The 23,092-nt window shown below is 42.5% G+C and carries 25 protein-coding genes; 13 read left to right on the top strand and 12 right to left on the bottom strand.

Going from position 1 to position 23,092, the window contains the following annotated elements; all coding sequences use genetic code 11:
- Positions 1 to 180 precede the first annotated feature (180 nt).
- On the top strand, positions 181 to 1,374 hold the full coding sequence (locus K9M07_04095) for a methyltransferase domain-containing protein (GenBank protein MCF7852409.1): 1,194 nt from the start codon (positions 181 to 183) through the stop codon (positions 1,372 to 1,374).
- Positions 1,371 to 2,105, top strand: coding sequence for a peptidoglycan editing factor PgeF (pgeF, locus tag K9M07_04090; GenBank protein ID MCF7852408.1), 735 nt, complete (start codon positions 1,371 to 1,373; stop codon positions 2,103 to 2,105). The genes K9M07_04095 and pgeF overlap by 4 nt, the downstream gene beginning before the upstream one ends.
- On the opposite strand, the gene K9M07_04085 is transcribed toward pgeF, so the two are convergent.
- Positions 2,102 to 2,515: a hypothetical protein gene (locus K9M07_04085; GenBank protein MCF7852407.1), complete on the bottom strand. Its 414-nt coding sequence runs from the start codon at positions 2,513 to 2,515 to the stop codon at positions 2,102 to 2,104. The two genes, pgeF and K9M07_04085, sit on opposite strands and share 4 nt — an antisense overlap.
- Positions 2,516 to 2,701: 186 nt before the next feature.
- Here K9M07_04085 and rfbC point away from each other — a divergent pair, with 186 nt between their 5' ends.
- The 4 genes from rfbC to kdsB are packed head-to-tail and all read left to right on the top strand — an operon-like array spanning position 2,702 to position 5,887.
- Positions 2,702 to 3,232: a dTDP-4-dehydrorhamnose 3,5-epimerase gene (gene rfbC / locus K9M07_04080; GenBank protein ID MCF7852406.1), complete on the top strand. Its 531-nt coding sequence runs from the start codon at positions 2,702 to 2,704 to the stop codon at positions 3,230 to 3,232.
- Positions 3,229 to 4,083: a dTDP-4-dehydrorhamnose reductase gene (gene rfbD / locus K9M07_04075; protein ID MCF7852405.1), complete on the top strand. Its 855-nt coding sequence runs from the start codon at positions 3,229 to 3,231 to the stop codon at positions 4,081 to 4,083. The genes rfbC and rfbD overlap by 4 nt, the downstream gene beginning before the upstream one ends.
- Complete coding sequence (gene rfbB, locus K9M07_04070; GenBank protein MCF7852404.1) at positions 4,077 to 5,150, top strand: dTDP-glucose 4,6-dehydratase; 1,074 nt, start codon at positions 4,077 to 4,079, stop codon at positions 5,148 to 5,150. The genes rfbD and rfbB overlap by 7 nt, the downstream gene beginning before the upstream one ends.
- Positions 5,147 to 5,887 (top strand): 3-deoxy-manno-octulosonate cytidylyltransferase, encoded by a 741-nt coding sequence (gene kdsB / locus K9M07_04065; GenBank protein MCF7852403.1) that lies wholly within the window; start codon positions 5,147 to 5,149, stop codon positions 5,885 to 5,887. The genes rfbB and kdsB overlap by 4 nt, the downstream gene beginning before the upstream one ends.
- 23 nt (positions 5,888 to 5,910) lie before the next feature.
- Here the strand turns inward: kdsB and K9M07_04060 are convergent, their stop codons facing one another.
- Positions 5,911 to 6,399 (bottom strand): tryptophan-rich sensory protein, encoded by a 489-nt coding sequence (locus tag K9M07_04060; GenBank protein MCF7852402.1) that lies wholly within the window; start codon positions 6,397 to 6,399, stop codon positions 5,911 to 5,913.
- 135 nt (positions 6,400 to 6,534) lie between these two features.
- On the opposite strand from K9M07_04060, the gene sufB reads away from it, so the two are divergent.
- From sufB to K9M07_04040, 4 genes are read left to right on the top strand one after another with little or no spacing between them, the layout of a single operon-like run.
- Positions 6,535 to 7,965, top strand: a complete 1,431-nt coding sequence (gene sufB / locus K9M07_04055) for a Fe-S cluster assembly protein SufB (GenBank protein MCF7852401.1) — start codon at positions 6,535 to 6,537, stop codon at positions 7,963 to 7,965.
- A gap of 3 nt (positions 7,966 to 7,968) precedes the next feature.
- Entirely contained in the window at positions 7,969 to 8,724 is a 756-nt protein-coding gene (gene sufC / locus K9M07_04050; GenBank protein MCF7852400.1) for a Fe-S cluster assembly ATPase SufC, read from the top strand.
- 11 nt (positions 8,725 to 8,735) lie between these two features.
- A complete protein-coding gene (locus K9M07_04045) occupies positions 8,736 to 9,944 on the top strand; it encodes a SufD family Fe-S cluster assembly protein (GenBank protein MCF7852399.1) in 1,209 nt (402 codons plus the stop codon).
- Positions 9,920 to 11,158: a SufS family cysteine desulfurase gene (locus K9M07_04040; GenBank protein MCF7852398.1), complete on the top strand. Its 1,239-nt coding sequence runs from the start codon at positions 9,920 to 9,922 to the stop codon at positions 11,156 to 11,158. Before K9M07_04045 ends, K9M07_04040 begins: the two co-directional genes overlap by 25 nt.
- Here K9M07_04040 and K9M07_04035 read toward each other — a convergent pair.
- The 10 genes from K9M07_04035 to K9M07_03990 form a co-directional block, all read right to left on the bottom strand.
- Positions 11,136 to 12,245, bottom strand: coding sequence for a hypothetical protein (locus K9M07_04035; GenBank protein MCF7852397.1), 1,110 nt, complete (start codon positions 12,243 to 12,245; stop codon positions 11,136 to 11,138). The genes K9M07_04040 and K9M07_04035 overlap by 23 nt on opposite strands.
- A gap of 311 nt (positions 12,246 to 12,556) precedes the next feature.
- Complete coding sequence (locus K9M07_04030; protein MCF7852396.1) at positions 12,557 to 13,642, bottom strand: hypothetical protein; 1,086 nt, start codon at positions 13,640 to 13,642, stop codon at positions 12,557 to 12,559.
- Between the two features lie 240 nt (positions 13,643 to 13,882).
- Positions 13,883 to 14,731 (bottom strand): flagellar biosynthetic protein FliR, encoded by an 849-nt coding sequence (locus K9M07_04025; protein MCF7852395.1) that lies wholly within the window; start codon positions 14,729 to 14,731, stop codon positions 13,883 to 13,885.
- 4 nt (positions 14,732 to 14,735) lie between these two features.
- Entirely contained in the window at positions 14,736 to 15,005 is a 270-nt protein-coding gene (sctS, locus tag K9M07_04020; GenBank protein ID MCF7852394.1) for a type III secretion system export apparatus subunit SctS, read from the bottom strand.
- A gap of 21 nt (positions 15,006 to 15,026) precedes the next feature.
- On the bottom strand, positions 15,027 to 15,857 hold the full coding sequence (gene sctR / locus K9M07_04015) for a type III secretion system export apparatus subunit SctR (GenBank protein MCF7852393.1): 831 nt from the start codon (positions 15,855 to 15,857) through the stop codon (positions 15,027 to 15,029).
- 7 nt (positions 15,858 to 15,864) lie between these two features.
- Positions 15,865 to 16,491, bottom strand: a complete 627-nt coding sequence (locus tag K9M07_04010; protein MCF7852392.1) for an HrpE/YscL family type III secretion apparatus protein — start codon at positions 16,489 to 16,491, stop codon at positions 15,865 to 15,867.
- Positions 16,492 to 16,497: 6 nt separating this feature from the next.
- A complete protein-coding gene (locus K9M07_04005) occupies positions 16,498 to 17,358 on the bottom strand; it encodes a hypothetical protein (GenBank protein MCF7852391.1) in 861 nt (286 codons plus the stop codon).
- 25 nt (positions 17,359 to 17,383) lie between these two features.
- Positions 17,384 to 18,313, bottom strand: coding sequence for a type III secretion inner membrane ring lipoprotein SctJ (sctJ, locus tag K9M07_04000; GenBank protein MCF7852390.1), 930 nt, complete (start codon positions 18,311 to 18,313; stop codon positions 17,384 to 17,386).
- A gap of 139 nt (positions 18,314 to 18,452) precedes the next feature.
- Positions 18,453 to 19,403 carry a glycosyltransferase family 2 protein gene (locus K9M07_03995; protein ID MCF7852389.1) on the bottom strand — a complete coding sequence of 317 codons (951 nt, stop codon included), beginning with the start codon at positions 19,401 to 19,403 and terminating at the stop codon, positions 18,453 to 18,455.
- Entirely contained in the window at positions 19,400 to 20,476 is a 1,077-nt protein-coding gene (locus K9M07_03990) for a glycosyltransferase family 9 protein (GenBank protein MCF7852388.1), read from the bottom strand. The genes K9M07_03995 and K9M07_03990 overlap by 4 nt, the downstream gene beginning before the upstream one ends.
- A 43-nt stretch (positions 20,477 to 20,519) precedes the next feature.
- Between K9M07_03990 and K9M07_03985 the strand changes: the two genes are divergently transcribed.
- The 3 genes from K9M07_03985 to K9M07_03975 are packed head-to-tail and all read left to right on the top strand — an operon-like array spanning position 20,520 to position 22,786.
- Entirely contained in the window at positions 20,520 to 21,302 is a 783-nt protein-coding gene (locus K9M07_03985; GenBank protein MCF7852387.1) for a ParA family protein, read from the top strand.
- Positions 21,295 to 22,032, top strand: coding sequence for a pGP6-D family virulence protein (locus K9M07_03980; protein ID MCF7852386.1), 738 nt, complete (start codon positions 21,295 to 21,297; stop codon positions 22,030 to 22,032). The genes K9M07_03985 and K9M07_03980 overlap by 8 nt, the downstream gene beginning before the upstream one ends.
- Before the next feature lie 7 nt (positions 22,033 to 22,039).
- Positions 22,040 to 22,786: an ABC transporter substrate-binding protein gene (locus K9M07_03975; protein ID MCF7852385.1), complete on the top strand. Its 747-nt coding sequence runs from the start codon at positions 22,040 to 22,042 to the stop codon at positions 22,784 to 22,786.
- The last annotated feature ends 306 nt before the right edge of the window (positions 22,787 to 23,092 follow it).

Here is a 23,092-nt window from a genome sequence, read left to right as displayed (position 1 = left end):
CAATATGCGCAGCAATCCACCGCCACCGCCACAACGTTCGAATCCACCTTGCAATCGAAGTGGTCCCTGCCCATCAAATCAATAATCGCGCCAAAAAGTGTACAAAGTCGAGATAATGTGATGTGTGGATTATTAATCATGACAATTATACCATTACTCCCGGTATACCGGGAGTAATCCATGACAGCAAGACAACTCGCTCTATCCGCTCTTCTCGAGTTTCATTTTCAAGATCGAAACTTGGCTGATTTTTTTGCATCCTGTGGGGAGGGCGATGAGAGAGAGCGGCGCCAAGCAAAAGAGATGGCTTATGGCACGCTAAAACATAGCCTTAAATTAGGTGTTCTTCTTGAGAGGCTCAACCAACACAAGCCACTCAAAATTAAGATCGCGCTGCGCTGGATTGCAAAGCTCGCGCTGTATCAGCATCTGCATATGGCTAGCATTCCCCTTTATGCGATTGTCGATGAGAGTGTTGCCTTGGCAAAGGACTATTCGGCATTTCAGGCAAAGTTTCTCAATGCCTTGTTGCGCAAACTTCCCGAAACTGATTTGACAACTTCGCTGAGGGATCCCGGTCTCGAATATAGCCTTCCTCCATTTATCTTAGAAAAACTACCGCGCGATGAGGTGTTATACCGCGCGCTCCTCGATCGCCCCCAAGTGATGATGCGTTTTAATCAACCTATTAAAGAAGAAGGGCTCAAACCAATAGCTTCTTTTGAGGCATGTAGTGTCTATGAACTCATTCAGAGCGATCAACTCCTCGATTTCTTGAAATTAGAGGGAGCCTATGTTCAAAATATCACACCGATACGCCTCATGATGGGGCTATATGAGCCGGGCTTTCAACCCAAATCGATTTTAGATTTATGCGCATCGCCGGGAGGCAAACTCTCTTTAGCAGCGCGTCTCTATCCCCAAGCTCAACTGATTGGCAATGATATCTCTGCCTTGCGTCTCAAGCGTTTGCAGGAAAATTTTGCCCGTTTAAAAATCAAAGCCTCTTTCACGGAATGCGATGGGAGAGCGTATCCCCTTGATCACCTATTTGATCTGATTATTTTAGATGTCCCCTGCTCTAACTCAGGTGTACTGCATAAAAAACCGGAAGCTAAATACCGGCTCGACGCGCTAGAGTTCCACCGGTTAATTGATTTGCAGCGTGCCCTTTTACTGAGAGCAAAAGCACTGCTCTCCTCTCAGGGGCAAATTTGGCTGATGACATGTAGCGTCATTCAAGAGGAAAACGAGGGGCTGCTCCACTTTGCAGAGGAGCATGGGCTCAAGTTAAGGGGCGCACCGTTAAATATGATCCCTTCACTAAATGGAGGAGAAGACGGCGGTTTTGGCATGTGCTTAGAGTCGGCATGATCATTGAGCAAAAAAAAGATTTGAGGATAGGGCAATTTGAAAAGCTTCTCGCTTTTCCTGAGGTTGAACATGGGGTTGTCTTGCGCTCGCTGCCCGAGGATAGTTCTTTTGATGCATCCATTCATTGCGGTATTGAAAAAGGAATGGCCCGGCTTAAAGAGAATTTTTCTCTGAATCAAATCGTGATAGGAAAACAGGTCCATTCAGCGCATGTGAGTCTTGTTCAAAAGTCTTTAAACAGTTTAACAACAATCGATCATTGCGATGGTCTTATCACTGTTCATAAAGGGGTTGCGCTGATGGTGTTTCATGCCGATTGCCAAGCGGCTCTCTTCTATGATCCCATCACACAAGTCATTGCAAATGTGCATTGTGGGTGGAGAGGGCAGGTGAAAAATATTTACAAAATAACTGTGGAAAAATTGAAAATAAGTTGTGGTGTCGATCCTAAAAATTTGATCGTGTGTCTCTCGCCATCACTGGGTCCGGATCATGCACAATTTATCCATTACCGACAAGAGTTTCCACAAAGCTTTTGGAAATTTCAAGAAAAAGACTGCTATTTTAATTTGTGGGAGATTGCCAAATGGCAGCTGATGAATGAGGGGATTTTAGAATCAAATATAGAAAGTGCACAAGCTTGCACCCATTGCGATTCCAAGCACTACTATTCCTACCGGCGCGATCAAACCACTAAGCGCCATGCAAGTTGGCTGTTATTAAAAAATTAAAAATGCTCTTTTTTTTCTAACATTGATCTTAGTGCAGAGGGAATATTTTTGTATGAATCATAAAAATGCTGTCTTTGACTATTCCCATTACACTCATCGGTAAGATGCTTTTCTACCTTTTGAATCATCTGGTTATTATTGAGAGTATCAGATGGAGTTGAACCCATGATTATTTGATAAAACAATTTAACCAATGCGCTTCCATGTTCTTTATTAAATGACGCAGTAAAATGAATCTGTGATCTGCCGGCTAAAGAACGGGGTAAACTATTCACTGTCCTAGCCATCCCGAAAAATTTCTGTATGATAACTAATAGCTTTTCAACGAGGCCTGTTGCTTGTTTGTAGTCAACTTTTGAGGTGTTACCATCTACAACACTTATTGAAATACAGTTTGTATTGATTTTCATTATTTTAATCCCCTTATTATTGTATTAAATATTAATTATAACATTTTGATGTTATTTTTGCATCTAAATGCAAAAATAAGTTGTATGCCATAATGCATTGTTATTTAAGTGTTTGCAGTTGATTGTTGTCTCTTTTTAATGAAGAAGTTATACTCGCGCGCTTAAAACAGCAGAGAAAAGTGCCCTATGCAGACTGAAGAGTTAGAGTTAAAAGGTGTTTATTTAATTAAGCCTAAGGTGTTTACGGACGAAAGAGGCTTTTTTTACGAAAGCTATCAGAGAGAGCGTTACCGCGCGTTTGGAGTGGGGGTCGAATTTGTTCAAGACAACTATTCCTTTTCTAAACAGGGGACTATTCGAGGGATGCATTTTCAGACCACGCCGGGGCAGGCTAAGCTTGTGAGTGTGAATCATGGCGCGATCTATGATGTGGTGGTCGATATTCGGAAAGATTCGCCCACGTTTAAGCGTTGGATTGGGGTGTATCTGGATGATGCTAATCGCCATCAACTCTTTGTTCCTGTAGGGTTTGCGCATGGGTTTTGCGTCGTTTCTAAAGAGGCTCATGTACAATATAAGGTAAGTAGTCTCTATGCCCCGGAGACCGAAAAGGGCTTTTTCTATGCCGACCGGGAGATTGGCATCGAGTGGCCTGTGGAAGCGAAGAGCCTTTCTGAGCGAGACCTCAATAGCCCCCGATTTTGTGAGGTGGTGTGAGAGTTTTACTGCTTGGTAAACGTTCGATGTTGGGATCTCATCTCGCAAGTGAGATGGGGATTCGGGGGATCGATTATACGTGGGTCGGCTACCGCGAAGTCATGGCCTTTATGTCACATGACTTTGCTGCATACTCTCATATCATCAATTGCATTGCATATACGGCGGTTGATCTTGCAGAACAAGATCGTGATGAGGCAATCGAGGTCAATATCCGGTTTGTCGAGCGGTTAGCCGAACATGCAAAGGCGGCGAATTGTCATTTAATCCATTATTCAACCGATTATGTCTTTGATGGGAAGTCGCACTTCATGTATGATGAGGAGTCTGAATCGAACCCCCTTAACATCTATGGAATGACAAAGAGGGATGGAGAGTGGCGATTGCTCGACATATTGCCAAAGGCTTTGATTATTCGCACTTCATGGCTCTATGGTTTTGGAAAGGGGAATTTTGTGACGGCAATTTTAAAACGTATGTCGGAAAATCGAGACATTAAAGTTGTCGATGATCAGATCGGAACAAGTACGTATGCGGGTGATTTGGCAAAGGCGAGTTTAGAGCTGCTCGATGCACAAGGTTTAATCCACTTTGCAAATCGTGGAGTCAAAAGTCGATATGAATGGGCGGTTGCTATTTTCAACGAAGCTAAGCAACTTAACATGCCACTTCAAGTAGAAAATATTGTTCCGGTTGATTCTACAGCATTTGATTTTCAGGCAATGCGGCCCGGTTTTTCGGCATTATCGACAAAAAAATATGAGGAGATGGTGAGAGAGAGTCCGCGCCATTATCGAGAGGCTCTGCGAGATTATCTCATCAATGCCCATCAGCGAGGTGAATTATGCTAAATAAACTAAAACAATCGACTCTTTTAGTGACCGGTGGAGCGGGATTTATGGGATCCAGTTTTATTCGCCGTTTGCTCAATCAGGGCGATTTTCAAGGGCGCATTATTAACTTAGATCTTCTCACCTATGCCGGTAATCTGGATAATTTAAGCGGTTATGATTTTGATGAGCGGTATCAATTCTATCAGGGCGATGTGCAAGATAGCCGCCTTCTCAGACGCCTCGATGATGAGTATCAAATTGATATCATTATCCATTTTGCTGCCCAAACGCACGTTGATAAAAGCATTCAAAGCCCGCGCACTTTTTTAGAGACCAATATTTTGGGGACGCAAAGCTTACTGGAACTCGTTAGGGAAAGGCCGCGCATCCAGTTTCATCTCGTCTCGACCGATGAGGTTTACGGCTCTCTTGGAGATGAAGGACAATTCAATGAAGATTCCCCTTATCGCCCCCGCTCTCCTTATTCGGCATCCAAGGCTGCGGCAGATCACTTGGCTTTTGCTTATCATGAAACATACGAGATGTTTGTAACTATTTCCCATGCATCGAATAATTATGGCCCCTGTCAATATCCGGAAAAATTTATTCCGTTGATGATTCTCAATTGTATGGAGAGAAAACCGCTTCCCCTTTATGGCAATGGCCGCAACGTACGCGATTGGATGTTTGTCGATGACCACTCAAAGGCTTTGATCTGTGTTTTGGAAAAAGGGGTCAATGGACATGTTTATAATCTCGCTTCGAATGAAGAGATTGCAAATATTGATTTGCTTCACTTGCTTATCGATCAATTTGCCAACATTACGGAAACGGACCCGCAAATATATAAAAACTTGATCACTTTTGTGTCCGATCGACCCGGTCATGATTTCCGCTACTCTCTCAATACCGACAAAATGAAAAAAGAGCTCGGTTGTGTTGCGACGCATTCTTTAGAAGAAGGGATGGGGAAAACCATTCGATGGTATCTCAATAATTTAGATTGGGTAGAAAGAGTGAAGAGCAAGACCTATTTTGATTGGGTTAATCAACAATATAAAACCATTGCCGTGAGATACGAATGATTGGCAAAAGCCGTGTAGTGTGTATCATTCCGGCACGTCTCAATTCGAGTCGATTCCCTGAAAAAGTCCTCAAATTGATTCAGGGTAAGCCCATGCTACAATGGGTGTGGGAGAGCGCTAACCATTGCCCTCAATTTGATGATGTCTGCTTTGCCGTTGATCATGAAAAAACTGCGCGCTTAATTGATTCTTTTGGCGGAACTTGGCAGATAAGCGGCAGTCACCATGCGAATGGAACAAGGCGTCTGATTGAAGTGATGCAGAAAAAAGAGATCAAAGGTGATATATGGGTCAACTGGCAAGCCGATGAGCCTTTTATTCATGCCGATATCATTCAGGATTTGCTCCCTAGTGATCACAATGATCAGAGTGATATTTGGACGCTTAAAAAGCGTATTGATAGTGCTGATGAACTCACCGATTCTTCGGTTGTGAAAGTTGTCACGCGCTCTGATGGGAAGGCCCTCTATTTTTCGCGCCATTCGATTCCGTTTAATCGATCCAATCGCCCTATCTCTCTTTATAAACATATCGGTCTGTATGCCTATTCTCAAAGGGCACTTGAAGTCATTGCCACTCTACCCTCTTCCGATCTCGAAGAAATCGAAGGGTTAGAGCAACTCGGCTTCCTCTATCACGGCTTATCGATTCAAGTATTTGAAACGGCATTTGAAACGCTTGGGATCGATCTTCCTTCCGATCTGGATAAGGCCAATGCCTTATCCTCGATTTTGTAAATTTTTGGGGCCATCTGCCTCGTCTAATTTAAAACTAGAATGCTCGCGTTGAGGATGGTTGCGAAGATCACCCAGCCTAAATAGGGGATCAGCACGAAGCAGGCGCATTTGGAAGTGCGAAAAAAAGCAATCATGGTCCATAAGAGCGAAATGATCAAAAGAACGACCCCAATGAATCCGAGAAGTGGGCTTCTCAAAGAGAAAAATAAAAATGACCATGAAAGATTAATTGAGAGCTGCACTAAAAAGGGAGTGAGCCATTTTTGTTCATAGCGTCCTTGTTTGAAGCGCATATGCGTGATGGCAAAAGCCATCGAAAGGTATAAAATGGGCCACACGATAGGAAAGAGGATATTGGGGGGAGTCCAACTCGGTTTGTGAAGCGATTGATACCATGTTTTGACGCTCATATCGGTGAATAGCGATCCGGCCCATTGGACGAGCATGATGACAATCACCCAGATAATAAAATGTTTAATATAAGATTGTTTTGTTGAATTTTTTAAAGTCATGGTATTTTCCTTATACCACAAAGAATTGACCGGGTATATATTTTTTTTTAAAAATGCACGAGTGGTATGCTTTGACATTTTCTTGTTTTTTGATTAAACTACTACTTTATAATAGGTCCCTAAAGGGTTGCCGGAATGGAAATTTTAGACGAAATTAAAGAATATAAATATGGGTTTTCTACGCCTATTGAATCTGAGGTCTTTGAAAAAGGGCTTTCCGAGGAGACGATTCGGGCGATTTCCGCAAAGAAAAATGAACCTGCATTTGTTCTTGATTTCAGGCTAAAGGCCTATGAAAAATTCAAGGAGATGGCCCCGCCCGAGTGGGCTAATGTCAATTTTCCTCCTGTCGATCTTCAAGATATTCGCTACTATTCCGCTCCCAAAAAGAAACAATCACTCGATAGTTTAGATCAGGTCGATCCTGAAATTTTGCGCACCTTTGAAAAATTGGGTATCCCTCTCGATGAGCAAAAGCGCTTGACCGGGGTGGCCGTCGATATTGTTTTTGACTCGGTCTCTCTTGGGACGACATTCAGGCAATCTTTGGCTGATGCCGGGGTTGTATTGTGCTCAATTTCAGAAGCCATGCACAAATACCCCGACCTATTGGAAAAATATTTGGGCACTGTCGTTCCCATCGGAGATAATTATTACGCCGCACTCAATTCGGCCGTATTCACAGACGGTTCGTTTGTGTATATCCCCGAGGGGGTCAAATGTCCTGTTGAGCTATCGACGTATTTTCGCATTAATGAGAGAGAAACGGGCCAGTTTGAAAGAACACTGATTATTGCGGAAAAAAACTCGAGTGTGAGCTATCTCGAGGGGTGCACGGCGCCTGCCTATGATCAAAACCAACTCCATGCAGCTGTTGTGGAGCTCATTGCGCTTGAGCGGGCGGAAATCAAGTATTCTACAGTTCAAAATTGGTATGCGGGCGATCCTAAAACGGGGAAGGGCGGAATTTATAATTTCGTCACGAAGCGAGGGCGCTGCAAAGGCGACTATTCGAAAATTACCTGGACGCAAGTGGAAGCGGGCGCAGCGATTACGTGGAAATACCCGAGCTGCATTTTGCAGGGGGATTATTCAGTAGGCGAGTTTTATTCGGTTGCATTGACGAATGGAAAAATGCAAGCCGATACGGGGACTAAAATGATCCATCTCGGCAAACATACCAAATCGACGATCATTTCAAAGGGGATTTCTGCGGATCAGTCGCACAATACATACCGTGGTCTTGTCCATGTGGCAAAGTCTGCACAAGGTGCGCGCAACTATACGCAGTGCGATTCAATGCTTGTTAAAAATGAATGTTCGGCCAATACGTTTCCCGTCATTGATGTCTATCAAGAGGATGCGGTGATTGAACACGAAGCTTCGACGAGTAAGATGAGCGAAGAGCAACTCTTTTATCTCAGATCGCGAGGGCTTTTACTCGACGATGCGATCAATATGATCGTGAGTGGATTTTGCAAAAATATTTTGCAAAAATTGCCGCTGGAGTTTGCCGCTGAAGCTGAAAAATTATTGACGCTAAAATTAGAAAACTCTGTGGGTTAAGGAATGGAAAAAGAGGTTTTAATTGAGATTCGGGATTTACATGTCGCAATTGATGGTCAAGAGATCATCAGGGGACTCAATCTCAAAATCCATGCAGGGGAAATCCATGCTATTATGGGGCCAAACGGTGCAGGAAAATCGACGCTGGCTAAGGTCTTAGCGGGGCATCCCGCTTATGAAGTATTGGCAGGAGATATTGTATTTAAGGGAGCCCCTCTTTTAGAGCTTGATCCCGAAGAGCGTTGCCATGCAGGTCTTTTTATGAGTTTTCAGTATCCTTTGGAAGTTGAAGGGGTCACCAATTTCGAATTTTTGATGAGTATCCGTAATGCGCACCGAAAAGCTGCCGGTGAAACTCCCTTATCAGAAGAAGCCTTTCGCAAAGAGCTGCAGCCGCTTTTAGAGAAAATGTATATTGCCGAGCATTTTTTATATCGCGATCTCAATACCGGGTTTTCAGGCGGAGAGAAAAAGCGCAATGAAATTCTGCAAATGGCTGTGATGAATCCAACACTTGCTATTCTCGATGAAACCGATTCGGGACTTGATATCGATGCGCTTCGCATTGTCTCTGAAGGAATCAATGCTTTCATGAGTCGCGATAAAGCACTTCTTTTAATTACCCACTATCAGCGCCTTCTCGACTATGTCAAACCCGATGTTGTACACGTGATGATAGATGGGCAAATTGTCCGATCAGGTGGAGCTGAACTGGCTCTGGAACTCGAAGAAAAGGGCTATGCGCTGCAAGAGGTATGATGCTAGAGCGAATGACAATATTTTCTCATGGTTTTGAAGAAATGATCGCTTCTCGAAAGGCATCTTTTTTTGCACGCCATCAACAAAGAGCTCATGAAAAATATTTGCAGGTGGGTTTACCCACGCTAAAACATGAGGCATTTAAGCAATGCCAACTTAAAAAAATATATAGTATTGATCCCAAGCGCCCTTTATATGGCGAGAGTCAGTCTACTGAGGCTGATATTGTCATTTGCGATCATAAGGTCACTATTCGGCAACCTATTGAGGGGGTCGATCTCATCGATTTAGTGCATCTTCCGCCTTCTTATACGCCATTCATCGACCGGCGCATGCAGCTTCTGGTGAAACAGATTGAGTGCCCTTTTGGGCTGCTCAATTTATCCTTGAATATGGAAGGGATCTTTATTTTTATCCCCAAAGGGAAACAATTAAGTCGCCCTATTCATATTGCCATTGATCGAAACTCCTCGATTCAGCAACAGACAAAAATCTTTTTTGTGGCAGGGGAGAGAAGTTCTGCACAGGTCATTCTTTCTTATATAGGGACTGAAGAGGGATTTGAAAATGATCTCATCGATGTCACCCTTGAAAAAGGGGCAATGCTTGATTGGATGATTGAGCATCGCGGGTTGAGTCAGGGTGTGACTCATGCACAAATGCAAGCGAGTATCAAGCGCGATGCAGAGCTCAAGGTGCATGTGCTTGAAAAAGGATCCCCTCTCTTTCGCTTTATTTTTGAAGCACAATTATTAGAGGAAGGCGCCTTTTGCGATATTAAGGGTCTCGCTATTGCAGAAGCTCAGGAAGAAATGCATAATGTCATTAAAATCCATCATAAAGCAGAGTCTACGCGATCTAATCAGCTCATTAAGCATTTACTTGTCGAGCACTCAAAAACGAGCTTTATGGGAAAGATTTACGTCGATGCATGTGCCCAGATGACCAATGCCTACCAACTCAATCGCAACCTACTCTTGTCACCCACATCAAGTGCCCATTCAAAACCGGGTCTTGAGATTTTTGCCGATGATGTGAAAGCTTCTCACGGAGCCACCATAGCGCATCTCGATGAAGAGCTCGCTTTTTATTTAAAAGCGCGCGGACTATCTCAAGAGGAGGCGCGCCATTTTCTCATTCGCGCCTTTGTAAAAGAAATTTTCGAATCAATGGCTTATCAACCCCTCCAAGATCAATGGCAAGCACTCCCACTCTATTAGATGATAAAACAGTGAAGGCTGATTTCCCCTTATTTCAATCGGGGATTTGCTATCTGGATAGTGCTGCAACAACACAAAAACCGGCATGTGTTATTGATGCCATGACACACTTTATGGAGCACGATTATGCTACAGTGAACCGCGCTGTCTATGATCTTGCAATGGAGAGCACGGCACGCTACTTTCTTGTGAGAGAAAAAGTCGCGAGATGGATTCATGCAAAACGCCCTGAAGAAATTGTCTGGACAAGAGGGACAACGGACGGGATGAATTTACTTGCGATCTCACTTGCGCGCACCGCCCTTCAAGCGGGCGATGTTATTTTGATTTCGGAGCTTGAGCATCACTCTAATATTGTTCCTTGGCAACTCATTGCAAAAGATAAAAAAATTGAAGTTAAAGCCATACGGCTTAAAACCAATGGAGAGCTCGACCTCGATCATATGCGGGCTCTTTTAGCTGAGGGAAATGTCAAAGTCATGAGCATTGCACATGTGAGCAATCTCCTCGGAACGATCCATCCTATCCGTGAAATGATTCGGGAAGCCAAAAAATATAGAGTCATTACCATTGTCGACGGAGCACAAGCACCCTCTCATTGTTTAGTGGATGTGCAAGCGCTCGATTGTGATTTTTATCTCTTTTCAGGGCATAAAATATATGGACCGACAGGCATCGGTGTCCTTTACGGCAAATATGAGTGGTTAGAGGCACTATCTCCTTGTCAAGGGGGAGGTGATATGATCGAGCTTGTCACGCTTGAAAAAACGACATTTCAAAAACCCCCACTGAAATTTGAAGCGGGGACCCCGCCCATTACGGAAATCATTGGGCTCGGAGCTGCTATAGATTGGATAGAAAAGATTGGCATCAATAAAATTCAGGCGCACGAAAAAGCTCTGTATGACATCGCTTTTCAAAAGCTTTCAGATCAAATCGGCGTCAACATTATAGGAAATCCTCCGCATAGGAGCGCGATCATTCCTTTTGTGATTGAAGGAGTGCATCCTCTTGATCTTGCAACCATGCTGGGGGCTCAGGGAATTTGTATCCGTTCAGGACATATGTGCGCGCAACCGGCACTGCAAAAGCTGGGGATCTCTTCGATTTGCCGCGTATCCTTTGCTTACTACAATTCGGCCGAAGACGTGGAGCGATTCATGCAAGCGCTCCATAAGCTATGCCATATTCTCAAAAATCAAAGCGCGCTTTAAAGACAAAGCCTTGGATTGACATGTCGGCATTTCCGCCTGACAAAGAGCCTAAGATGTAATTGTTATTGCCAAACCACATCTGCTCTTCCCAGCCGATTTTAATTCCGAGATGATATTCATCATCTTGCATCCACATATCCCAACCGATTCCTAAAAGCATTTCAAGAAGAGGCTGAATATAGGATATTTTTTTCTCAATATTTTGAAAGTAGGTGACACTTGAGGAGTTGGCGATGACAAACTGCTTATTTTGAGCTAAAATATGTGATCGAGTTGATAATACATTGGCTGCAAAATCTCCAAAAAGCGACCAATTTCTGTTGAAACTCCAAACGGTATGAGCCCCGGCTCTCAAACCAATTCCAAAGCTCTTAGCGCTTTGATAAATGTTGTTTTGTGTGGGAGTATTGCGGTTATTGTCATCATTCCATTGATAGATCGTATTGAAGTTCTGGTTTTGCCATACGGCTTTTAAACCATAGAAGGTATCAATTGCGAGATATTTACTGACATACGAATCGCGCCCCAGTTCTCCGTCAATCATATTGAGCATGAGCTTCCATTCACCTTTGGCATATGTAAAAGGGGGCGTTGGGGGAAGGGTAGTATAGACATTACTTTCTGTTGAGGTGAGCTGTGCAATGGAATTATTGGGATGGCTCACGCTTGCCGGATGAAAGTTTTGATGATACCAAGTGTATTGGACGGATAAGGACCAAGCATCATGCCCTAAACCAATTCCAAGACCGACTCGAAATCCGGGATCATATTTAAATTCCGGATAGAAGATATTTCCCTGGGGCAAACGGGTTGATCCACTCGATGCCCTTGATACGCCTGTCATCGCATAGGAAAGACCCTCTTGCCGCGCTTCCCAATAAAGAAAGTCGGCTGTGATAAAGGCATCGGCACCTTCTTCAGCGCGGTACCCCCCACTGGGAAAAATCACTTTAGGTTGGTTTGTTGTTGGCGAAGAAGACAAAATGGAATCGATATCATTATCTGAATTTTCAGATCCAAAAAGACAACAGCTCGATGTTAAACACAATGCGCTGATGAATCCGGTGATCAAAGATCTATTTTTCATAATTTCCCCATGCTTTGTTGCATAATTCGATAAACTATCAGGTTATTGACCATAAGGACTTTAACAACCACAGAGTACACAGAGAAAAATCAAGAAAATGCACATTCCGGGACCTCTGTGAGCTCTGTGCTCTCTGTGGTAAAAACTAATAATGAAGTTAGAAGTGTAAATTAATTTTGATGAATGGTGTTAGTTGCTGGAATCCTTTTTAAAGAAAAAATTCAATTTCAGTCAAGGAATACCCACATAACATAAAAAAAACCTGAAGGTTGCCCTTCAGGTTTTTTGTAACAAATCAAACTAGCTTACGACTAGAAGAAGAAGCGAGCTCTGATGTTGAAACCTTGGATTGAAAGATCTCCGTCATCTTGAGATGCGTTAGAGAACTTAATATGGTTAATCCAAACTTGCTGTTCCCAACCCGCTTGGAGAAGGAAAGCATAGGTGTTGTCATCAAAGCACATTTGCCATCTGAAGCCCATTTCTAGGTCAAGAGTTGGCTGAACTCCGTACTCTGTGCCATTCCAGTTTTCTGTGTAAGGCTGAGAGTCTTCGCTCGTTGTGTTTTTCTGTTTATTTGTGAAGCTATATTTACCCCACATTAAAGATGTACCAAAGTTAGCATAGATTGCCCAGTTTTCATCAAACCAGAAACCGGCATCTGTACCTGTTTGGAAACCAACTCCCCACCAATTTTGTTTTTGGTTGATGTTGAAGTTTGATAAAACATCTTCCGAAGTAGCAAACGTGTAGTTGGTAATATTGTTTTGGTGAACCCAAGCACCTCTAATTCCATAGTAAGGTCTGAAAGAGAGGTTCTCAGAAACGAGGAAATTACGTCCGAGGTTCAATTGAACAACGTTATAACGCATGTTCCAACGGCCGTCTCCGCCGATTAACTCAGTGCTGTCCGGTTGAGTCATCCATATCGGAGCGTATGTTGATTCGGCATTAGTTGTTGTTGTAAGTGTTGTTTTCTTGTCGTTAGAGTGAAGCCAAATGTATTGAGCTTCTAAATCCCAATTATCATGTCCGAGCATCGCTGAGAGACCGACTTTAAAACCGGATTGATATTTAAATCCCGGTGTATAGACGGTACCGCGAGATAAATTGGCTTGTCCGGCTGTTGCATCTTGAGCAATGCCGGAAGTAGCAAATGCGGTATCACCGGCTCTTGCTTCCCATAGAATATAGTCGGCAAAAATGCTAAAACCAACACCGTTGTCAACATTCGGGCCTGCTGGAGGTGTAATTTCTTTGTATACTTTTGTCTGTTGATCTTGATGACTGTTCATCATGTTAGAGTCGTAACTTGAGTCTGCATTTGAAGCAGCAAACGCTAAAGCGCCGCTAAAAATCCCGAGTAACGGCAACCACTTTTTCACTGTGTTATTCATTACCTTTCTTTCTCCCTTTTGATAGGTTATGTGAGGCGGATAGTTGTTAACTTTAAAATTAATAGTTGTAAACCTAGAGTATTCACAACATTTAATACTGTCAACAAAAACAAAAAAAAATATTTTTTTGCTCCGCGCCAAGTTTTAAATCACATCTTTCACTCTTAGTTGATTAACGATTTTTTTTGCAAAGAAAATTTGCAAATTATATTTGCAGCGAGGTGATTTTTTAAACACGACCTAAGGAATATTGAGTTTTTGTAACATTTGATCGATGAGTTTGACAAACGTTAATGATTCGGAGACCATGTTTTTTAAAATGAATGCCCACCCGATTGTTAAAAGCAATAATCCCATCAGAGATTTAAGCGCCATTCCCAAAAAGGCGATTTGGACTTGAGGCGCTAAGCGGTTAGCAATACCGAGAAAAAATTCGGCCATTAAAATTGCAACGAGAGACGGGGCTGCAAAGCGGATGGCCAAACCAAAAATTTGTCCTAAAATATCAGAGGATAGTTTCCAAAAGTCATTCTTTATGTTGTAAAAACTGGCAGGAAGAATTTTATCAATCGGCAATACTTCATAAGAGGTCATAACGGCATTAAAAAAGAGTTCCATTCCCCCAAGTTTATAAAACATAAAGATGAGGACAAAGTTATAAAAAATACCAATAGGAGAGGCTTGGTTCTGCGTCAAAACATTTTGTCCGATTAAACTCGAAGATCCCCGTGCATAGTCAATTAAAATACCTGAAGCTTCAACGGCAAAGAAAGGCATTGAAGCTAAAAAAGAAAGGACAAACCCAATGAGAATTTCCTTAATGGAATAGCCAATAAATTGAGGGTCAAATAGCAGGGGATGTTGAGATGTCGTGATTGCCATCGGCATGAAGACAAGAGCTAAGAAAATAGCAAAGCCGGCTCGCGCTGTCATAGGCATTACTTTACCCCCCAAAAACGGGGTCAGTGCCGCAATGGGAGCCATTCTAAAAAAGGTGAGGATAAAAAAGGTCAGCAGGCTATTAGGGCTCAGATTAAAACTGAGCAGATAGTTGATAAAACTACTGTCTGTGACTGAAGAAGTTGTCACCGTATTAACCGCGCCACTTATAAAAATTATCAAAAATGTAATGAGAAAATTGCATAATCTGGCCACTTAAAAATCCACCCATGATCATCAAAACTAAAATTACGGCGACCAGTTTAACCGTAAATGATAGGGTTTGCTCTTGAATTTGAGTTGCCGCTTGAAAAATGGCAACAACCAGACCGAAAATCATACTGATAATGATCGGCGGTCCTGACAAAATCATAATCAGGATGAGGCATTGATACGTGAGTTGGTAGATTTCAGATTGATACATCTCTCTCCAATCGATAGGGCTTTAGCGATATGATAAAACGAGACCCTGAACAATCAGAGTCCATCCGTCAATCATCACAAGTAATAGTAATTTAAGGGGCAGGGCAATAGTCAACGGCGATAGCATCATCATCCCCATTGCGAGTAGGATGTTAGAGGTGACAAGATCGATAACAAAGAAGGGGAGGTAAATAAGCACGCCGACCTCAAATGCAGCCTTAATTTGTGATGTGACAAAAGCGGGAACCAGAACAATAAAATCGGTTTTTGTCATTTTATCGCGGTAGTCTTTCGGGAATTTTTTATAGGCAAGATCATAAAAATAGCTGATATGTTTTTGGTCCATGTTGCGTATTAAAAATCCGCGGAAGGGCTCTTTGGCCCTTTCAACGACATTGACAACATAGTAGGCCCCATTTGTCGAAAAGAGTTCTTGCGGATTGGTCGAATTAATAAAACCGCTTGTCGCATTGTACATTTCTAAACCTGTTGGAAACATGACATAAATCGTCATGAGAAGTGCCATGCCATTGATTGCCTGGTTGGGTGGCGATTGTTGGACACCGATCGCGTTGCGCAGCAAAGAGAGGACGACGACAATTTTTAAAAAAGAGGTGAGCATCATGATGGCAAAGGGTAGAATGGCCAGCATGGCCAGCACGGCCATTTTTGTAATAAGCGCCGGCTGTTTCGAGTCCAAACTCGCATCAGAACTGAGAAACTGTTGGCCTACATCTGAGATCCCCATGGGTTCATCAGCCGCAAAAGAGACAACCGATGGCAATAGAAAAAGAGCGCAGAGCACCAAAAAAACCAAGGTATTGCGGGAGGAAAATAAGCTCTTTGCGTTCATGTTGACTCTATTTTTGTTTCATATAATTTTCAAAGGCGGCTTCAAGAGCTCTCCATTGATTTTCAAGGGTGGCATTGATGATCCCCACTTCAGTCTCGATAATACAGCTTCCTGCAGAAACATCTGAGCGGGGGGAAATGGTCAAAGATTCCAATTTTTCAAATTTTCTTCTTATTTCATCTTTATGTTGTAATACGTTTTCTAAATCGTCTTTATTCACATAGATTTTAATTTGACTGTGAGCCGTTGCGGGTTTGATCGCCTGTTGAATAATGTGAACAATTGTTTCCGGGTTAGTTAAAAGCTCTTCTCCAACAATGCGCTTGCTTGCTTTGAGGGCGAGAGGGAGGATTTGTAGCTGCATTTCATGCCGCTGCAATTTAATGCTATTTTCAAGACCGAGAATATGCTCATTGAACATTTCAAGCCCCTTTTGGAACCCTTGAGCCTCTGCTTGTTTTTTTAATTCAATACATTCGTTGCGCGTTTCCTCTAATAAATCTTCTCTCTCTTGTTTGGCTTGGGCAAGAACTTCTTGTGCGTTTAGAATTTCGCTAAAATCAGCTTGTGGGATGATTTTTTGCTTGCTTGCAGTGTGAATCGTTCCCGATTTAATCAAGGAAAATAAAAACATGACTTATCACTCTTCAGACGTTAATAAAAAATCAAGGGCGCGATTGAGCTCTTTATTTAATACTTCTAACACTTTTGGATTTTTTTTCTTAGTGTAAAAACTTTTAAACATTTTAGCCTCATCTTTGGATAACATATAGGCGAGATAGCCTAAAAAATGTTCGCTGGCGCCACAAAGGGCTTTGGCTAGACGATTGAGACCGCGTTGATGGATGATTTTCTTAAGTTTTTCTTGGTTTTGATCCCAAGAGGAGAGATGCATTTTTCCAAATGAAACCGTTTCTTCGCTGGTGCGGATCTGTTTTAGAAAAGTGATTTTTCGCTCATTAAACGTCTCGAGGATGGCGCGCACCTGTTTGCCCTGGATCACTTCGCTCAATTCAATTGCCATGTCACTCATTCCAAGTAAATCGATGAGATCGATTAGTTCGTCATAACTCAGAGTTAGCAAGCGGAAGAAAGGATCTTTTGAAATGAACGGAAAAGGGAGGAGCCCTTCTTTGACAAAAAAAGTATGATACAGATGTTTAAGGATAAAGCTTTGGGCGATAGGGCTTAGGGCAATAGGTTTGATCTCCAATTGGAAGGCTTTGGCCAGCTCCTCTTTTCTTTTCACAAATGCTGAGAGAAAGAGCTCTCGGTCATTTGAAGACAATTGATCGAAAAAAGGCTTTATCCAGCTGGGGTGAATTTTAGAGAGAAAGGCATATATCGGCATTTGATCGACTGCAGTCCAATCAAATGAAGGCATCTCTTTAATTTTGTTCATTTCTTCTAAAGGGAGGAAATGGAGCAAACTATTCTGTGTCTCATGACTTAACATATCGAGATGCGCTTTAAATGAGGCCGATTGCGTGAGTTTACTCATATGCATTTCCTACCCATTTGGTGCATTATTCGGAAGGAGCCTCACCCTTTTCTTCAGAAACACCGGTTTTTTCTGGAGTGAAGGGCTTGATTTTGAAAATATCGCGAAGACCACCGGAACGGCGCAGCGTGGGGTAAAATTTCCAAAGAAGCCAACCAAATAGGGCTGCAAAAATGGTTCCCAGAATCATGATAGTGAAAAAAATGGCTCTGAACTTGAGAGCGGATTCACGGCTCATCACAATGGACCAAATGCGGACATAATCATTTGTTTTGGGGACCATAGACAATTCGGCAACGCTGATATCGGTATAGCGCGATCGATCTGATACAACAGTGACATTGTTGATATCGAGTCCATTGACGCTTCCTGATACGAGGCGTTTGATTTTTGTCTCTAAATGGGAATTGGGGTCTTCTAAAATTCCTTGATGTTTGACATAGACTGCAGCGGTCACAGCTTGCGTTGGCTGTTCGCCCCCTCCCGTATCGGTCGAGGGGAATGAGAGCTGTACGCTGGCATCGATGATGCCATCAATCATCAAAATCATGTTGGCGATTTGTTGTTCGAGACCTGCTTGGTAGCGAATGGTTTCTTCTTTGTCTGTGGTCATGAGGCCTTGTTTAGCAAAAAGTTCTAGAAGCGTTGTTCCTTGCCTTCTCGGTAAACCGTTTTGATTTAAAATGGCCATCGCATCGATCATTTTTGATTCTTCGACGAAAATATTGTATTTAAGAGCGCCGCCCTGTCCACCGCCGATAGCGGAAACGGCTTGTTGCTGTTTAGTCGCTTGAATGCCTTTACTATCCAGAAAGACAATAATGAGATTAGCCTCACGTTCATCGACACCGCTCACGACAGTCTGAGACTTTTCACATCCCGTTAGTAATAGGAGGGTGCTGAACAAAAATAAAAAAAATGTGTTGGATTGTTTAAATATTTGAATGAATTTCATCATTTTTGCTTATCACTGTTTAAATCAACACGACAATACTAGTCGTTTTAAGACATTCTCTAAACTAAAAAAAACTAAAACACAAAATATACTGCTCGTTATTCAGGTATATAGGACGCCTTATGGTTTTTCTCAATCTCTATTTTGTAATCCATTCCGGACCCGGACCAAATTTTTGGCGCGTATAATCCCATATTCCACGTAAAGCGGCGCGGTATAATTTACATTGCTTGCGTCTTTGTACAGGGGATTGACTGAAGGGAATCGACAATGATTTAATCAAATAGAGTTTTAAGATGTGGGCGATTTCGGGAATCAGGATTCGATAAAAAGCCCTTTTTCGCTCGTCTTTGGGAAGATTGCGCTGAATCCAGAGCAATCTGTTACGCCACCAAAAATAATATGTATGAGGTTTACCCCCCACAAAAGAATGCGAAACTTTATGATAGACAATCGCCTTAGGGCAGTAAATCGAGTCAAAACCGGCTTTTTGAGCGCGGGCACACAAATCGCTCTCCTCCCAAATGAGAAAAAATCGACTTTCTAATAATCCCACAGCTATAAAGAGATCTCTTGGGGCAAAAAAGGCCGCACCGCACACAAAGTCACAGGTGATGGGAGAATCATACTGAGGAAGAAAAGCCTCATCTCCTTGCGCGATCAGATCAAAATTGAGTGTGTTAGGGTTCCAGTATCCACCTAAATGATCGAGCTTCGTGCGATCGTGATATTGGCAAAGGCGCGCACCTAAAATAGCTTGTGGATGCTTTTGAGAAAATTGAACAAAGGCCTCAATGCAATGAGGATCTATTGACGTATCGTTATTGAGAAGAAAAATAAAGGCATAGTTGTGTTCAAGGGCAAAGCGAATGCCCACATTATTGCCTTCGGCAAATCCTAAGTTGGCATGATTTTCAATGAGCGTTATCGCAGGATATGCTTCGCGTATCGCACGGCAGGAATCATCAACTGAACCATTATCAACGACGATGGGGTGGATGTTTCGATAGGTTTGCCGATCAAGCGAAGCTAAACACTCAAGGGTATCTTCTTTGCCATTCCAGTTTAAAATTAATACCGCTACGCTCATGATCTATCCTCTAAAATTTGCCGCGCTAAAGAGACCACATCTTTAACCGGAATTTGTCGCATGCAAAAGGGGTCTCGACACCGTTTTTTCAAACAGGGAATACACGTGCGCCGTTTAGAAATGACAAAGGCGGTTTGGGCAAAATAAGGGCCGCAAAATCTGGGGTCAGTTGGTGCAAAGAGGGCAATCGTGGGAGTGTTTTGTGAAAAGGCGAGATGCATAGGACCCGTATCATTGGTGATCATTAAATCTGCTCGATGAATCAAACAAATTAGCGATCGAAGCGAAATTTGACCGAAGAGGGGAATGCTATTTGGAATATCTCTTGCGATGTTTTTGACAAATGCCGCTTCACTCATACTTCCGGTAATCAAAAAGAAAGGAGAAATGTGGGCTAATGCATGAGCCGTTTCAATGTAATATTCAGCCGGCCATAATTTAAAATGATCCTTGGCTCCCGGCTGGAGCACCACGAGCGGTTGTTTCCCATCCCAACCCGATTTTTTTAAGAAAAATAGAGCCTCTTGCATTTCATCTTCTTGAATGGGGATTTCGAGGGGGCCGCGTTCGATCTTAGGATAAAGCACTTCAACGAGTCGGAAACGGCGCTCAATCTCATGGATGGGGGCAGCGGGGATTAAATCGGTGATCAATCGATCAAGGCCTTTATTTTGATGCTGTGTGGAGATGGTTTTTCGTGCTCCAATGAGTGCACTCAAGGGAAAAATAAAGCGTTGAGACGCATGAAAAATTAACACGGCTTCATAGCGGTTTCTCCATAAGATTTTCCGGAGCGAAAGAAGAGACTGGTAGGTTATGACGTAAACTTCATTGAGGTGGGGGTTGTGAAAAAGGGCCTCTTTGCCTAAACCCGTTGTCAATAAATCAATGCGCGCGTTTGGAAAAGCTCCCTTTAAACTTCGAATAGCGGGCGTAGCCCAAATCGTATCACCCAGCCCTGTTGTCGATATGATTAAAATGGTTTTGGATGCCGTGACGGGAGCCTTCGGAATCAGCCATTGAATCATTTTTACAAAAAAAAGAATGAGGAAATTTTTACAATGTGTCAGCATATGAAGATATATTACTCGATTCACATTTATTTTGGGTAGGTTCATGGTTAAGGTTATTACATTTTGTAGTTTTAAAGGCGGAACGGCGAAAACGTCGACATGTCTACATCTCGGAAGCGCGCTGGCTAAGTTCCATCATCAACGCGTGTTGCTCGTCGATTTTGATGCGCAGGCTAATTTAAGCACCGGGCTTGGCCTTGGTGTAGATCATCTCAATACGATGGCGGCCGTATTAAAAAATGAAAAAACAATGCACGAAGTGATTCAGGATACATCCGTCGAAGGGTTGAAAATTGTTCCTGCCAATATCTATCTCGATGGCATTGAATCGACCTCTCCGATTGTGGGAGATTTATATGGGCATGAGAGGTTAAAAAAAGCACTAAGACCGCTTAAGGAGTTTGATTATATATTAATCGATACGCCCCCGAGTCTTGGTTGGCTGACTCAAAGCGCCCTTTTCGCAGCGCACCACTCGATGATTTGTGCGATGCCGGAAGCGTTTAGTATTCTGGCGCTTGATCGCCTCCGCCTTTATCACGAGAAAATTAGGGAGCACCATCACCTGGAAGTATTAGGTGTTGTCCTTTCTTTTTGGTCGGATCGGAGTACGACCAATCATGCTTTTTTAGACGCAATTGAAGCGGCATTCCCACACCGACTGTTTGAGACAAAAATTCATCGGGATGTTTCCGTTTCGAGATCGGTATTGAAGGGGATTCCCGTTTTCAGTTATGCGAATCATTCTAGAGCTGCTCAAGATTATCAATCCCTTGCGGCTGAGTTTTTAGCGCGTGTTGAATCAAAAGAGGTGGCATATGTCTAAAAGCGATTCACTTGTTGCAGGATTTTTAGAAAAAAATCGACAAAAATCGCTAGAGAACACGGCAAAAATGCCAAACTCTTTTCAAGGCTTATTTGGCATTAAGGAACTGGAAGAGAGCGAAAAAAATCGCCTTGAAGCGCTGTTGTTGCCGGATATTCATGAAGGGGAGCAAGAGCAATTTCAAAGCGATTTTGCTCAATTAGTGAGTACGGCTGCAGAAGTGAGGGCTATTCAAAAACAGGGAATTTTACTTCTCGGGGAGCGTATCCATAAAGCAAGAGAAATACTACTGGCTTATTCCGGTGCAAAAAGTCTTTTATCTAAATGGATGCAGTTTTCTTTCCCCAGTTTAAAAACAGCCTATAATGCGCTCGGCTTTTACGAGCTCTACCGCGCGCTTCCTTCGCAAGAGCTTAAAGATAAATATCAAAAAATGCCGGCAAAAGCCGGATATATTCTCGCTTCAAGGGAAGGGGATATCACAAAAAAGTGTGCATTTATTGAAAATCATTCCGATCAATTGGCTAAAGCGTTGATTGAAGAGATACAACACGTATTCCCGCTTGAAGCAGAAGATAAAAGGGTTAAAAAAGTCAGTGGCGCGCATGTCATTGCAGAAATTAAACATCTGCTCAACCGGCTCAATCATGTGAGGAGTCATTTAACGCTCAGTGAGAAGAAAGAACTTCTTGAAATAGCCGATGACATTTATCAGCATTTTAGAACATAATCGTCACATGAAAAAGATACTCATTACCTTTTTTGCCTTTTCTCTTTTTTTTGCTGTAGGTTGCCGCTCTCATCAACCTAGGAAAGTCTATTTTGTCGCCATTGATCCCACATTTTATCCCATGAGTTTTGATGCACAACTTCCATATGTATTGGGATTTACTAATGAACTTTTAATGGAAATTGCCGATCGGCGCCATATTATTATCCATCATGTTCCTCGTAGCTGGGATAATATCATCCTCGATTTGAAAGAGAAACAGTATGATGCGATGCTCAGCGGAATGGATCCGATTTTGACCAATGAAAAGGAATATGAGTTTTCCAATGTCTATTTGTCAACGGGACCTGTCTTAGTCTGTCAAAAAGAGGCGCCTAAAAGATCCCTATCAGAGATGAAAAATGCATTCATCGGTGTGTTGCCGAGAACGCGGAGTGCATTTTATGTTGAAACACAGGACAATCTCATGCCTCACTATTATCCGAGCAATGGAGAGATGTGTTTTGCTGTTGATCAAGAACAAATCGATGGAGCGCTCATCGGAAATATTGCGGCAATGGCTTATGTTGCCGATCTTTTTGAGCAAAAGCTTGCTATTATGTCTGAGCCTATGTTCAACGAAGGCCTTCGCCTTGTGGTGCTCAAAGGGCAGCATAATGATCTCATTGAAGAATTTAATGAGGGACTTAAAGAGCTCAAAAAGAAGGGAATTTATCAAGCTCTGCTCTTGAAATGGCACCTTTCAATAGACTGATTGAATTTGATTTTTCTTTTATAAAATCTTTAAATTACCTAGTGTTTTGTCATATTTTTTAGCAATTTTAGGCACAGATATGCGTCTTATTTTCCTATTCATTATTTTTAGTTCATGTTGCTGTAGAAATTGTTTTTCCTATAATTTCCCCGAATGGCAAAAATATTCTTTGTACAGGACAAAAAATAATTTGATGCAAAGAACTCGCTGAGCATAGATTATATCTACCTGAGTTTGGTCTACTTAGGAGTAGTTATGCACCACGTCAGCGAGTTAAAAAAACTGTTGTTCCAAAGTTTAAATTGG

Source organism: Simkaniaceae bacterium, from assembly GCA_021734805.1.
GTDB lineage: Bacteria > Chlamydiota > Chlamydiia > Chlamydiales > JACRBE01 > Amphritriteisimkania.
Note: the sequence above shows the minus strand (reverse complement) of the source record. Positions and strands in the feature narration are given on the sequence as shown.

Excerpts from the sequence above, each read along its gene's own strand:
- K9M07_04095 (MCF7852409.1), top strand. The coding sequence starts at position 181 with ATGACAGCAAGACAACTCGCTCTATCCGCTCTTCTCGAGTTTCATTTT.
- pgeF (MCF7852408.1), top strand. The coding sequence starts at position 1,371 with ATGATCATTGAGCAAAAAAAAGATTTGAGGATAGGGCAATTTGAAAAG.
- K9M07_04085 (MCF7852407.1), bottom strand. The coding sequence starts at position 2,515 with ATGAAAATCAATACAAACTGTATTTCAATAAGTGTTGTAGATGGTAAC.
- rfbC (MCF7852406.1), top strand. The coding sequence starts at position 2,702 with ATGCAGACTGAAGAGTTAGAGTTAAAAGGTGTTTATTTAATTAAGCCT.
- rfbB (MCF7852404.1), top strand. The coding sequence starts at position 4,077 with ATGCTAAATAAACTAAAACAATCGACTCTTTTAGTGACCGGTGGAGCG.
- kdsB (MCF7852403.1), top strand. The coding sequence starts at position 5,147 with ATGATTGGCAAAAGCCGTGTAGTGTGTATCATTCCGGCACGTCTCAAT.
- K9M07_04060 (MCF7852402.1), bottom strand. The coding sequence starts at position 6,399 with ATGACTTTAAAAAATTCAACAAAACAATCTTATATTAAACATTTTATT.
- sufB (MCF7852401.1), top strand. The coding sequence starts at position 6,535 with ATGGAAATTTTAGACGAAATTAAAGAATATAAATATGGGTTTTCTACG.
- sufC (MCF7852400.1), top strand. The coding sequence starts at position 7,969 with ATGGAAAAAGAGGTTTTAATTGAGATTCGGGATTTACATGTCGCAATT.
- K9M07_04045 (MCF7852399.1), top strand. The coding sequence starts at position 8,736 with ATGACAATATTTTCTCATGGTTTTGAAGAAATGATCGCTTCTCGAAAG.
- K9M07_04040 (MCF7852398.1), top strand. The coding sequence starts at position 9,920 with ATGGCAAGCACTCCCACTCTATTAGATGATAAAACAGTGAAGGCTGAT.
- K9M07_04035 (MCF7852397.1), bottom strand. The coding sequence starts at position 12,245 with ATGAAAAATAGATCTTTGATCACCGGATTCATCAGCGCATTGTGTTTA.
- K9M07_04030 (MCF7852396.1), bottom strand. The coding sequence starts at position 13,642 with ATGAATAACACAGTGAAAAAGTGGTTGCCGTTACTCGGGATTTTTAGC.
- sctS (MCF7852394.1), bottom strand. The coding sequence starts at position 15,005 with ATGTATCAATCTGAAATCTACCAACTCACGTATCAATGCCTCATCCTG.
- sctR (MCF7852393.1), bottom strand. The coding sequence starts at position 15,857 with ATGAACGCAAAGAGCTTATTTTCCTCCCGCAATACCTTGGTTTTTTTG.
- K9M07_04010 (MCF7852392.1), bottom strand. The coding sequence starts at position 16,491 with ATGTTTTTATTTTCCTTGATTAAATCGGGAACGATTCACACTGCAAGC.
- K9M07_04005 (MCF7852391.1), bottom strand. The coding sequence starts at position 17,358 with ATGAGTAAACTCACGCAATCGGCCTCATTTAAAGCGCATCTCGATATG.
- sctJ (MCF7852390.1), bottom strand. The coding sequence starts at position 18,313 with ATGAAATTCATTCAAATATTTAAACAATCCAACACATTTTTTTTATTT.
- K9M07_03995 (MCF7852389.1), bottom strand. The coding sequence starts at position 19,403 with ATGAGCGTAGCGGTATTAATTTTAAACTGGAATGGCAAAGAAGATACC.
- K9M07_03990 (MCF7852388.1), bottom strand. The coding sequence starts at position 20,476 with ATGCTGACACATTGTAAAAATTTCCTCATTCTTTTTTTTGTAAAAATG.
- K9M07_03985 (MCF7852387.1), top strand. The coding sequence starts at position 20,520 with ATGGTTAAGGTTATTACATTTTGTAGTTTTAAAGGCGGAACGGCGAAA.
- K9M07_03980 (MCF7852386.1), top strand. The coding sequence starts at position 21,295 with ATGTCTAAAAGCGATTCACTTGTTGCAGGATTTTTAGAAAAAAATCGA.
- K9M07_03975 (MCF7852385.1), top strand. The coding sequence starts at position 22,040 with ATGAAAAAGATACTCATTACCTTTTTTGCCTTTTCTCTTTTTTTTGCT.